General features: G+C 72.1%; 8 protein-coding genes. 6 read left to right on the top strand and 2 right to left on the bottom strand.

Translation table 11 applies throughout. The features are described 5' to 3' along the window. Window positions 1-46 precede the first annotated feature (46 nt). Window positions 47-1,750, bottom strand: a complete 1,704-nt coding sequence (locus WC969_09775) for a M28 family peptidase (GenBank protein MFA6030131.1) — start codon at window positions 1,748-1,750, stop codon at window positions 47-49. Between the two features lie 55 nt (window positions 1,751-1,805). Here WC969_09775 and rsgA point away from each other — a divergent pair, with 55 nt between their 5' ends. The 6 genes from rsgA to WC969_09745 all read left to right on the top strand — a co-directional run bounded on the left by rsgA (window position 1,806) and on the right by WC969_09745 (window position 9,385). Next, window positions 1,806-2,834: a ribosome small subunit-dependent GTPase A gene (gene rsgA, locus WC969_09770; protein MFA6030130.1), complete on the top strand. Its 1,029-nt coding sequence runs from the start codon at window positions 1,806-1,808 to the stop codon at window positions 2,832-2,834. A 126-nt stretch (window positions 2,835-2,960) separates the two neighbouring features. Beyond that, on the top strand, window positions 2,961-4,049 hold the full coding sequence (locus WC969_09765) for a DUF523 domain-containing protein (protein MFA6030129.1): 1,089 nt from the start codon (window positions 2,961-2,963) through the stop codon (window positions 4,047-4,049). 29 nt (window positions 4,050-4,078) lie between these two features. Further along, a complete protein-coding gene (locus WC969_09760; GenBank protein MFA6030128.1) occupies window positions 4,079-6,103 on the top strand; it encodes a hypothetical protein in 2,025 nt (674 codons plus the stop codon). A 38-nt stretch (window positions 6,104-6,141) separates the two neighbouring features. Continuing rightward, window positions 6,142-6,987 (top strand): proline dehydrogenase family protein, encoded by an 846-nt coding sequence (locus WC969_09755; GenBank protein MFA6030127.1) that lies wholly within the window; start codon window positions 6,142-6,144, stop codon window positions 6,985-6,987. Further along, complete coding sequence (locus WC969_09750) at window positions 6,984-8,159, top strand: FlgO family outer membrane protein (protein ID MFA6030126.1); 1,176 nt, start codon at window positions 6,984-6,986, stop codon at window positions 8,157-8,159. Before WC969_09755 ends, WC969_09750 begins: the two co-directional genes overlap by 4 nt. Beyond that, window positions 8,156-9,385 carry a glycine C-acetyltransferase gene (locus WC969_09745; GenBank protein MFA6030125.1) on the top strand — a complete coding sequence of 410 codons (1,230 nt, stop codon included), beginning with the start codon at window positions 8,156-8,158 and terminating at the stop codon, window positions 9,383-9,385. Before WC969_09750 ends, WC969_09745 begins: the two co-directional genes overlap by 4 nt. Before the next feature lie 129 nt (window positions 9,386-9,514). Here the strand turns inward: WC969_09745 and WC969_09740 are convergent, their stop codons facing one another. Next, a complete protein-coding gene (locus WC969_09740; protein MFA6030124.1) occupies window positions 9,515-11,554 on the bottom strand; it encodes a tetratricopeptide repeat protein in 2,040 nt (679 codons plus the stop codon). Between the last annotated feature and the right edge of the window lie 12 nt (window positions 11,555-11,566).

Here is an 11,566-nt window from a genome sequence, read left to right as displayed (position 1 = left end):
TCATACCGCAAGCGGGGCCTTCCCGGCACCGCCGATGCGGCGCGGCTCAGCGTCCCAGGACGCCGACGAGCGCTTCGGTGAGGGCCGCCATGCGCTCGTAGTCGAGCTTCTCGGGCGTGTCGCTTTCCTGGTGGTAGTGGGGATTGCGGAAGAACGCCGAGTCGGAGAGCATGAGCGCCGGGAAGCCGGCGTACCAGAAGTTGAGCTGGTCCGAGATCGCCAGCACCGAGAAGACCGAGGGCAGGAGGGCCGGGATCAGCGGGACCTTCGCGTCCGCCGGCCAGGCCCGGGTCAGCTCGCGGCGCAGGCGGACGCTCCGCAGGTTCCCGGCCAGGCCGATGAAGTCTCCGCGGTCGGGATAGAAGGGACGCATGAAGGGCGGGAAGAGCTGCGCTCCCCGTCGGGGATTGAAGTAGCCGACCATCTCGAGGTTCACCATGCCGCGGACCTTGACGCCCCGGTCCTTGAGCGCGCGCGCGTAGCGCAAGCTCCCCATGTCCCGCGTCCCGAACGCCGGGGGCTCCTCGGCGGCGAAGGCGGCGAAGCGGACCTCCGGGGCCTTGAGGCCGCGGCCCTGCAGCAGGCGGGCGGCCTCCAGCAGGACGGCGACCCCGCTGGCGTTGTCGTCCGCGCCGGGCGTGCCCGGGGCGCTGTCGTAGTGGGCGCCCACGACCCAGACCCCCCGGCCGTCGTCGCGTCCCTTGAGCCGCGCCTCCACGTTGTCGTAGGGCTCGCGGCGGATGAAGTCGGTCCCGCGCTCGGCGGCGAAGGGCTGGACGTCCGGGGCGTAGCCGGCCTCGCGCAGGCGCCCGACGATGTAGTCCCGGGCGCGTCCCTGGCGGTCGGGCTGATAGGCGGAACGCTCCCCGATGTCCCCGGCGAGCGCCCGGACATGCGCGTGCAGACGGGCCGCCAGGGGAGAGAGCGTCGCGGGGTCCTGCACCGGGAAGCTCGGAGCGAGGGCCTCCAGGGCCGCGCGCCGCCGCTCGGGGCTCACCATGAGCCACGCCGGCTGCGCCGCGTAGACCGCGAGGACGATGAAGAGGGCTCCGGCCGCGACGACGGCCAGCGGGCTGCCGCGGGACTCCGGTCGGCCGTCCCGGGCCAGGCGACGCTCGACCCAGCGGCCGCCTCCCAGGAAGAGCCCGGTCAGCAGGGCCAGGTCCAGCAGGACGATGAGGAGCTCGTTGTCGGCGCTGCGCACGGCGGCCAGGACGACGATGCCGACCGAGGCGATGAGGAGCACGGCTCGGCTGCGCCCCAGCCAGAGCCCGAGGGCGACGATGAAGAAGACGAGGTCCAGGACCCAGAAGGTGAGGTGCCGGCCGTAGAGCAGGAGGTAGAGGCCCCAGAGCAGGCAGCCCAAGGCGGCCAGTCGGGCGCGCAGGCCGTCCCAGAAGCGGTCCTCGCGCACGAGCGACTGGTTCCAGAAGACCAGGGCGGCCAGGAGGGCGGCGCAGGCGGATTTGAAGGCGCAGGACTCCGGACAGCTCAGCATCCCCGGGTAGACGACGAGGCCCAGCGCGGTCGTGAAGGCCAGCAGGCTCAGCACCGCGTCGCGCCAGGGCCCGGCGGCCTCGCGGCGGCCCCAGGGCGTGAGCGCGCCGAACACCCACTGGTAGGAGAGGAAGGCGGCCAGCGAGGGGAGGATCCAGTGCCGGTGCAGGAGGTCCCGCGTGACGAGGCCTGCGCAGAGGCCCGCGAAGGCCCCGTTGAACGCCGTGACGGCCGCGAAAGGGAGGAAACGCATGGCGCCAAGTCTATCACATCGCGGGCACGCCTCCCTTCAGCTATACTCTCCACGCATGTCGAGCTCCAAGATCCCTCCCCGGTCGGTCGGCAGCGAGGACGACTGGCCGGACTTCGAGGCCTTCACCCGCCGCAAGGCGGCGAACAAGCCCGTCCTGAACCGCGCGAAGGTCCTGCCGCCGGAGGAAGGCAACGGCACCGTCACGGAGCTCTTCCCGAACCAGAGCGCCGTCCTCCTCGATGGGAAGGCCGCTCCGTCGCTGTGCGGCTACCGCATGTCCACGCTCGCCTTCGGCTCCGCGGTGCGGGAGCGCTCTCCGGTCTGCGTCGGCGACCGCGTCCTCGTCGAGGCGGGGGTCATCACGGGCCGCTGCGAGCGCCGCAACCGCCTCCTGCGCCCCGCCCCGGACGCCAGCGACCTGACCCTCCACGTCCTGGCCTCCAACCTCGACGCGCTGGTGGTCGTCGCCTCGGCCTGCGAGCCGGGCTTCAACGGCGGCATCGTCGACCGCTTCCTCGTGGCGGCGTCGGCCCAGAAGATCCCGGCGATACTCTGCGTCAACAAGGCCGACCTCCTGGCGCCCGGCGAGGAGCGGCCCTGGGCCCATTACGTCCGCGCGGGGGTCGCGCTCGTGGAGGCCAGCGCCCGCGACGGACGCGGCACGGGGGACCTGGCGGCGCTCGTGCGCGGGAAGGTCTCCGCGTTCTGCGGGAACTCCGGGGTCGGGAAGACCTCGCTGCTGCGCCGGCTCCTGAACGACGAGGACTACGGCCGGACGACCGCGGTCAACGAGCGCAGCGGGATGGGCCGCCACACGACCTCCGGCGCGGTCATGCTCGCCGGCCCGGAGTCGTCGAGCTTCGTCGACACTCCCGGCGTCATGAACTTCGGCCTCTACGACGTCGCCGCCGACGGTCTGCTCCCGCATTTCCCCGAACTCCAGGCGGCGGCGGCCTCCTGCCCGGCCGGCTGCGCGCACGAGGACGAGTCGGGCTGCCGCCTGCGCGCGCTGCCGCGGCACGAGAGCTTCCGGGCCATCCGCCGCTCGCTCGCGCGGGGACGGACCGGAGAGAACCTCCCGTAGACCTCCGCGGTCCCGTTGGAACGGACCTGGAGACCCCCGCGTGGACCAGGCCGGAGGACTCATGTGCGAGGAGAGCTTCGCGGCTATCATGGACAAGACGCAGAGATTCTCGCAGGAGGCCGCTGGATGCCGGCGTCGTTCGACCGCAGGAGACCGCTCGCAGCCGCCTTTCTTACGTGCGCCGCGCTGTTCCTGGCCGCGGCCGGGCCGTGTTCCGCCCAGCAGCAGGTCGGCGCGGCCCTCCTGCGCGGCGCCGCGGGCGCGACGCCGACCTTCTCCGTGAGGACCGTCCGCTTCGACGTCCCGGCGGTCGGCTCGCTCGGGGCGGGGCAGGCGTTCTCCGTGACCGCGCTGCCGACGCTGAAGAGCGGACCGGGACTCATCCTCTCCGCGGGGGCCGCATCCATGGAGACCGCTCTTCCGAAACCTGCGGCGTCCGCTCTTCTCCTCCCAGGCGCCCAGCCGGCCGTCGGCGCCGCTTTCTCCGCCGCAGCGAAGGGTCTGAGCGCTGCGGAGGCCTCTTTCGCGGAAGTCTCCGTCGTCCATTCCGGCGCCCTTGCGGCCGACGTCCGCCGCGTGAACCTCCGCTTCGCCGAACTGAAGGCGGCGTTCGGGAGGCGGTCGGTGGAGGACGTGGACGCGGGCGCCGCCGACGGAGCGCTCGTGTCCCCTGTCCGGCTCTCCCGGCCCGCGGTCCCGTCGGCGAAGCCCGCGCTCTCCGCGGGGCTTCCCATCCCCGCCGTGCCCGAACCGAAGGGACTGCTGGCGAAGCTGGCGGCCCTCTTCACCAAGCTTTTCTTCCCACCGGTGCTCTGCTCGGCCTGCCTGCTCGCCCTGCACGTGCGCTATGACGGCAAGGACCTCGTGCCCGACGAGCGGCTCCTGAAGCTCTTCGCAAAGGGCCGCGTCATCGTCATCTGTCCGGAGATGGAGGGGGGGCTGCCCATCCCCCGAGAGCCGGCGAACGTCGTCGGGGGGACCGGCGCCGACGTGCTCGACGGCCGCGCCCGCGTGCTGACCGCTTCCGGCCGCGACGTCACCGACGCGTTCGTGCGCGGGGCGCAGATCGCCCTCGCGAAGGCGAAGGCCGCGGGCTGCCGGGCGGCGTACATGAAGACCCGCTCGCCCTCCTGCGGGGACGGCCTCGGCGTGACCGCCGCGCTGCTCGCGCGCAACGGCATCCGGATCCTTCCCATCGACGCTCCGCGAGCCTGAACGCAAGGTCGGGTATAATACCGACCACCATGAGATCCCCCATCCTCAGGACGGCCGCGTTCCTCCTCGCGCTTTGCACCGCTCCCGCGCGGGCCGCGCAGACGCCGGAGCCCTTCATCCCCGAGGACTTCGCCTCCGCGACGGCCCGCGAGCTCTCTGTCCGCTTCCCCGAGCCCGAGCGCGCGCGCCTGGCCGTCGGCGTGAGGCAGGCGGCCGCGTTCTGGCGGGCGGAGGACGGAAGCCGTGAGGAGTTCAAGGCGTTCTGCGCCGGGCACTTCGCGACGGGCGCGGACCTCGACGCGCTCTTCGAGCGCTTCGAGACGAAATCCGAGCTCATCGAGGGGCATTTCGACGCCCTGCAGCGGGAGCTCGCGCGCGAGCAGGACGAGGATCTCGGCCCACTGCTCCCGATCGACAAGCTCTTCGGCGCTCTGGCCCCCGCCGCCCACGTCGAGGAGGACCTCTTCGAGGGGAAGGTCTCCTTCGCCGCCCTCCTCAACTTCCCGGTCCGCACGCTCGAGGACTGCCTGCGCGAAGGTCCGAAGTGGTCGCGCCGGCAGTGGGCCGAGGCGCGGCTCTCCCAATCGTTCATCGCGCGCGTGCCGGCCGAGGTGAACCAGGCGGCCTCCCGGGCGCAGACCCGGGCGCAGGACTATGTCGACGGCTACAACATCCGCCTCGACCGCGTCGTCGGGAAGGACGGCAAGCCCCTCTTCCGCGAGGGCCTGCGGCTCATCTCCCACTGGGGCCTGCGCGACGAACTGCGCTCGCTCTACGCGGCTCCCGCCGCGAACCTCGGCCTTCAGCGGACGATCTACCGCGTCATGCGCCGCATCATCGCGCAGGAGATCCCGCGCGTCGTCGTAGACAACCCCAAGGTCCTCTGGGACCCGGAGGCGAACACGGTCGACGGCGTCCCCGCCGAGCGGGAGCCGGACCTGCGCTACGCGAACTGGCTCGAGGTCTTCAAGGCGATGCGCCGCTACGATCCCTATTACCCGGCCTTCCCCAGCCACATGGCGCGGAACTTCGGCCTCGAGGTCCAGATCCCGGAGGCGGACGTCGAGACCCTCTTCCGGCAGGTCCTGGAGTCCGACGCCGGGACGAAGACCGCCGCGCTCATCCGCAGGCGCCTGGGCCGGCGGCTCGAGCCCTTCGACATCTGGTACGACGGCTTCAAGGCGCGCGGCGTCGTCTCCCAGGTCGAGCTCGACCGCCTGGCCGCCGCGAAGTATCCCGACCTGGAGGCCTTCCAGAAGGGCCTTCCGGACATCCTGGTCCGCCTGGGCTTCGACAACGCCGCCGCGGAGTTCATCGCGGCCCGCATCGAGGCCGACCCCGCCCGGGGGGCGGGGCACGCGCGCGAGCCGCGCATGAGGACGGAAAAGGCCCATCTGCGCACGCGGGTGCCCAAGGGGGGGATGGACTATCAGGGCTTCAACACCGCCATGCACGAGCTGGGCCACTGCGTCGAGGAGGTCCTGAGCCTCTACAAGATCGACCATACGCTGCTGCACGGCGTGCCGAACAACGCTTTCACGGAGGATTTCGCCTTCCTCTTCCAGGCCCGGGACCTCGAGCTGCTCGGCGTGGGGGGGAAGGACGAGAAGGCGGAGGCGCTCCGGGACCTCGACGACTTCTGGTCGGCGCGCGAGATCGCCGGCGTGGCGCTCGTCGACATGGCCGCCTGGCGCTGGCTCTACGCGCATCCGGACGCCTCTCCCGCGGAGTTCCGGGAGGCCGTGCTCGCCGGCGCCCGCGAGACCTGGAACCGCTACTACGCCCCGCTCTTCGGAGAGAAGGACAGCACGGTCCTCGCGGTGTATTCGCACATGATCTCCTACCCGCTCTACCTCCCGAACTACCCGCTCGGACACGTCGTGGCGGCCCAGCTGCGGGACTACTTCCGCTCCCATCCTATCGGGGCCGAGATGGAGCGCATGTGCCGGCTCGGCCGGCTGACCCCGAGGGCCTGGATGACGGCGGCCGTCGGTTCGGACGTGTCGGCCGAGCCGCTGCTGCGCGGGGCCAGGGAGGCCCTCCGGAAGCTGTAAAACGCCTCAAGGGGCCCCTAATTTTGTAAAAAGGGTCGATGAGAGCTCTTACGTTCCTGGCGAGCCGCTTCGTCGCGGGCGAGACGGCCGAAGAGGCCGCTGACGCGGTCAAGAAGCTCAACGCCCGCGGCATCAAGGCCACGCTCGACTGCCTCGGCGAGGAGTGCCGCTCCCCCGAGGGGGCGCGCGAGGCGCGCGAGGAGGTCTTCAAGCTCCTGCGCCTCATCGACGAACGCAAGCTCGACTCCAACGTGAGCGTGAAGCTCACCCAGCTCGGCTTCAACCTCGACCGCAAGACCGCCGCGGAGCACCTGGCGCTCATCCTCGAGGAAGCCGGGCGCCGGAACAACTTCGTCCGGGTGGACATGGAGGGCTCGGCCTACACCCAGGACACCCTCGATTGCTTCCGCGAGGCCTTCAAGACCCATAAGAACGTCGGCATCGTCATCCAGGCGATGCTCCGGCGCAGCAAGACGGACGTGTCGGACCTCCTCAAGGCCGGCGCGAGCGTGCGCCTCTGCAAGGGCGCCTACAAGGAGCCCGCGGGACTCGCCTTCCCGACCAAGGAGGAGATCTGCGCGAGCTTCGACGAGCTGGCGAAGCTCCTCCTCTCCTCCGGCGGTCGGCACGCGATCGCGACCCACGACGACGACCGCATCGAGGCGGCGCTCCGCCACGCGGCGGAGAAGAGCATCGGGAAGGACCGCTTCGAGTTCCAGATGCTCTATGGTCTGCGCTCGAAGCGCTGGACGGAGCTCGTCGAGCTGGGCTGCACGGTGCGGGTCTATGTGCCCTACGGCACGCACTGGTTCCCCTACTTCTACCGGCGCCTGCGGGAGCGCAAGGAGAACGTCCTCTTCGTGCTGCGCAACCTCTTCGCATGAGCCGCTTCCGGCGCCTCCTCCTGGCGTTCCTCGCCGCCGCGCCGTTCCTGCTGGCGGGGACGGCCCACGCCGACCCCTACGCCGCCCTCGCGAAGGGCCTGACGAAGAAGCTCGGGTCCGACGCCGGCAAGAAGGCCGCGGTCGTCCCCTTCGCGTGGACCGACGGCCGCCCCGGCGAAGGGGGGACGGTGGTCGCCGCCGCCCTGCAGACGGCGCTGGTGGGGCGCGGCCTCGTCATCGTCGAGCGCGCCCAGCTCGAGAAGCTCCTCGAGGAGCTCCATCTCCAGAAGACCGGGGCGGTCGGCACGGACTCCGCGATGACGCTCGGGCGCATGGCCGGCGCCGAGCTCCTCGTGACCGGGACCCTCACGCAGTCGGGCCGCAAGGTCGAGGTCAACGCCCGGCTCATCCGCGTCGAGAGCGGCGAGGTCGTGCGTGCGGCCAAGGAGAAGGTCGAGAAGACCTGGCGCGACGGGGCGCCCGAGCCCGCGTCGGCCGCCGGCGGCCCGCCGGCCGCGCCGCCCCTGCGCTTCTCGCTGAGCACCGCGACGGTGGCGGGGACGACGCGCGTCGTCGACGGCCGCAGGCTCGCCTTCCGCTACGCCGACCTCGGCCAGCGTCCCGCCATCCGCATCACCGACTTCACCGAGGACCGCCCCGAGTTCGTCGAGGTCCCCTTCGACTACCACCCGGGCAGCAACTTCTACAAGGCCGACGAGCCCGAGGACTTCCGCCTCTCCGGGAGCCGCTATCGGCTCTGGGCCGACGCCTTCGGCAAGCTCCACGTCGCTCCCCGAAGGGGACTTCTCGGAGAGACCGTCGCCGAGCAGGAGTACGTCATGCTCCTCGACGACGTCTTCAAGGCCTGGCTCGAGGACGTCTCGGCGCGCAGCCGCGAGCTCAAGACCGTGGGCATCCCGGGCGTGGACGGCCGCCGCCTGCGCGCCTACTTCGAGCAGCTCCCCGCGCAGGGCCTGCGGGTCTCCCTGCTCGCCGCGGAGATCCTGCGCGACGGGGCCGAACGCCTCGTCTACAAGCCGCTCGACGTCGTCACGCTCAAGGGACGCAGCGGCCGCGCCGTCGACAGCCGCCTGCTCTATTCCGGCCGCGAGGCCTGGCGCTTCCACTTCGACGCCGACGCCCGCGAGGTTTCCGCCGAGGAGGTCCGATGAAGACCAAGCTCCCGCCGCAGACTCCGACGCCCGTCCGCCACCCGTCGCTCGCTTTCCTCGACGAGGAGCTGCGGACCCTCGAACGCGAGGGCCGCCGCATCCGCCTGCGCGTGCTCCAGGGCGCCCAGGAGCCCGTCTCCGTCATCGACGGCAAGCGCGTCGTGAACCTGACCTCGAACAACTACCTCAACCTCACCGTCCACCCGAAGCTCAAGCGCGCGGCCCAGGAGGCGATCAAGACGCACGGGGTGGGCACCGCGGCGGTCCGGACCATCATCGGGACCATGGACCTCAACGTCAAGCTCGAGGAACGCCTGGCGCGCTTCAAGGGGACGGAGGCGGCGCTCGTCTTCCAGTCGGGCTTCACGACGAACACGGCGTGCTGCCAGAGCCTCATGTCGAGCGAGGAGGACCTGCTGATCTCCGACGCGCTCAACCACGCCTCCATCATCGACGGGGGCCGCCTCGCGAAGTCCGCCCGGCAGATCTATCCGCACAAGGACATGAAGGCGCTGACGGCCATCCTCGAGTCCCCGGAGGCGCGCAAGGCGCGCCGCAAGATGATCGTCACCGACGGCGTCTTCTCGATGGACGGGGACCTCGCGCCCCTGCCGGAGATCGTCGAGCTCGCCGAGCGCTACGAAGCCATCGTCATGGTCGACGACGCCCACGCCAGCGGCGTCATGGGCAAGAACGGCCGCGGCACGCCCGACCACTTCGGGCTCACCGACCGGGTCCCCGTCCAGATCGGCACCCTCTCCAAGGCGATCGCCTCCATCGGCGGCTACGTCGCATCGAGCGCCTCCCTGCGCGACTATCTCGTCTCCACGGCGCGCCCCTTCCTCTTCTCGAGCTCGCATCCCCCGTCGGTCACCGCGACCTGCATCGCGGCGCTCGACGTCCTCGAGGGCGAGCCGCAGCTCATCGAGAAGCTCTGGAAGAACGCCAGATTCTTCAAGGACGGCCTCCAGGCGCTCGGCTTCGACACCGGCGTCAGCGAGACCCCCATCACTCCCGTCATCGTCGGAGACACCGCCAAGGCGCAGGCCTTCAGCGCGCGCCTTTTCGACGAGGGGGTCTTCGCCCTCGCCATCGGATTTCCCACCGTCGCGAAGGGCAAGGAGCGCCTGCGCACCATCGTCAGCGCCGGCCACAGCCAGAGCGACCTTGAGACGGCGCTCGAGAAGTTCGGGAAGGTGGGACGGGAGCTCGGGCTCGTGCGCTAGAGCCCTCGCTCCCCCTCACCCCCAAGGCCCCCTCTCCCATGGGATGGGAGAGGGGGCCCTTCATGATGAAGCCGCCCCTTGGAAGAGGGGCGGCTTCATCGTCGCGGAGATGAAGCGGGGACTCCCAGGCTATCGTTCGAGGGCTTCGAGTTCCCGGCGGACGGCGGCGGACTCAGGCCAATCGCGGGGGGCGCTCCGCAGGGCGGCGCGGAGGTCGACGGCGGCCCCCTGCGGGTCGCCCGCCAGCCGCCGGGCGCGCGCGCGCGCCGCGAGTGCGCTCGGGAGGAAGGAACGGTCCTGCTCCCGCAGGATCGGGGCTCCCTCCGCCGTTCGCACGGCCTGAGTGCAGCGCTCCAGCGACTCCTGGCGGCGGCCGGCGCGCGTGAGCGCGGCGCAGAGGTTGAGGTGGGCTTCCATGCTGCGGGGTTCGGCCCGGAGGGCCGCGCTGAAGGCCGTCTCGGCCGCACGGGCGTCCCCGGAGCGCAGGAGGCGCACTCCCTCGTCGGAGAGCGCCTTGGCGCTGCGCCGCGCGGCCGCGGCACGCTCAGGCCGGGGCGTCAGCCCGTAGGCGCGGGCGAGCGCGAGGAGCTCCGCGCCGCGGTCCTGCCGCATATCAGGTCCGGCGATGAGCGTCTCGAAGGCGTCTTCGGCCTCCTTGCGGCGGCCGATGGCGGCCAGGATGAGCGCCCGCTGGGCCTGCGTCGCGCGCGCGCCCGGATCGAGGCGGAGGGCCTCGTCGGTGAGGCGAAGGGCGGCGGGAAGGGCTCTCTGTCGGCGGCGGAGTTCTCCGAGATGGCGCAGGAGCGCGAGTCGGAGACGGTCGGCGTCCTCGCGCAGTCCCCGGACGAAGAAGTTCTCTTCAAGGGCTCCCTCCAGGCCGGCGCGGGAGGAGGCGGCGCGCTCGAGCCTCTCGCGGTCGAGCGCGTCGGAGCGGCGGAGGTAGGCGAGGGCGGCCTCGTCGATGTCCCCGTCGCCGCCGCCCCGGGCGGTCTGGAGGACACGCAGCGCGTTGAGGAGGAGGCGGCGCGCCGTCGCGGGGGCGGGCGGCGCGGGGCCGGCGGGGAGCGCGGGGGGGCGGACGGGCGCGGCGCGGCCCGCGCAGGCGGCCAGCGCGCCCAGGACGGCCTCGTCGACGGCGGGGGTCCGGCTCGGCAGCCAGTGGACCCCGTCGCTGAAGCTCCGGGCGTCGGGCGCGCTCGCGAAGAGGGACTCGAGGTCCGCGAGGCAGGCGCCTTCCTCGCGGGCGACGCGGCGAAGAGCCTCGTTCATGCGCGGGGTCGCCCGGCCGGCGGAAGGGTCCCACTCGACGGCTCGGCGGTAGTGCTCCGCCGCCGGGGCGGACTCACCGAGCCGCTCGAGGAGGCGGGCGAGCGCGTAGTGGGCATGGGCGTCGAGGGGGTCGTGCCGCAGGAGCGTTTCGAGAAGGCCGCGCGCCGTCCGGAGTTCCCCGCGTTCGGCCGCCGCGCGGGCGGCGAAGTGCCCGGCGGAGGCCGGATAGGGGGGGGAGGAGGGCGGGACGTCTCGGAGGTCGACGGGGAGCGTGCAGAAGGCCAGGCGGACCCCTGCGCGGCGGGCCGCGCGCGCCATGCGGCGCAGGTTCCGTTCGTGACGCTCGAGGCGCATCGCATGGCGGACGGCCCGCGCATCGGAGAACAGGGAGCGCAGGCGCTCCTCGGCCTCCCGCAGTCCGCGTCGCAGGCGCGCGCGCAGACCCGGGCAGTCGTCGGCGACCCCCTCGTTGTTCCCGCTCAGGACGACGATCTCGGCGGGGCCGTAGCGCGCGACCTCCCGCACGACCCGGAGGATGCGCTCGGAGTCGTAGCCGCCCATGCCGCAGTTGACGCCTTCGACACCCGGCCCCTCCGGCACGAGGCGTTCGGCCGCGCGGACCAGCGGGTCCCTGCCGTCGTCGTCGACGGCGGAGAGGAGCCCGGCGGCCGATTCGCCGGCCACGAAGATGCGGCGTCGTCCGTCCCTGTTGGGGACGCGGAAGACCGGGGCGGCGCTCCCGCGCCTCTTCGGGACCATGAGGACGCTCCCGTCGGGCTGGGGCTCTGCCGCGAAGAAGGGGGCATAGGGCTCCGAGCAGATGTAGGAGCGCAGCCCGTCGTCTCCCGCGCGGGCGTACGCGGCGGGGGGCAGGAGGAGCAGGAAGAGGAGCGTTCTCACTGCGCGGGATTA

The organism is Elusimicrobiota bacterium, from assembly GCA_041660925.1.
In the GTDB taxonomy this organism is placed as follows: domain Bacteria; phylum Elusimicrobiota; class Elusimicrobia; order UBA1565; family UBA1565; genus JBAZUV01.
The sequence above is the reverse complement of the archived record's forward strand: the minus strand, read 5'-3'. Positions and strand labels throughout refer to the sequence as shown.